This window comes from Burkholderia sp. 3C (genome assembly GCF_054589155.1).
Genome location: NZ_BAAILN010000146.1, coordinates 1 through 291, shown reverse-complemented (window position 1 = coordinate 291; position 291 = coordinate 1). Strand labels below are relative to the sequence as shown.

Sequence of the window (291 nt, the reverse complement as noted above, 5' to 3'; positions counted from 1 at the left end):
CCTGTTCCCTTGCTGTCCATATCGTGCTGGAAGAACTGGGCGTGCCTTACTCGCTGGCGCCTACCGTGATCGCCAACGGGGCCACGCAGTCGGCGGAATATCTCGCCATCAACCCGAAGGCGCGCGTGCCGGCGCTGCATGTCGAAGGGCAGACGAAAGTCCTCACCGAGCTGCCGGCGATCATGGCGTATCTGGTCAGGCAGTATCCCGACGCAGGCCTGGTTCCCGCCGACCCGCTCGAGGAAGCCCGTTGCCACGAACTGCTCAACTGGATCGCCGGCTGGGTGCACG

1 protein-coding gene is annotated in these 291 nt (G+C 64.9%); it reads left to right on the top strand.

Going from position 1 to position 291, the window contains the following annotated elements; translation table 11 throughout:
• Positions 1–291 (top strand): glutathione S-transferase family protein (locus tag ACYP33_RS30185; RefSeq protein ID WP_459624961.1); only part of this gene is annotated, 291 nt, incomplete at both ends.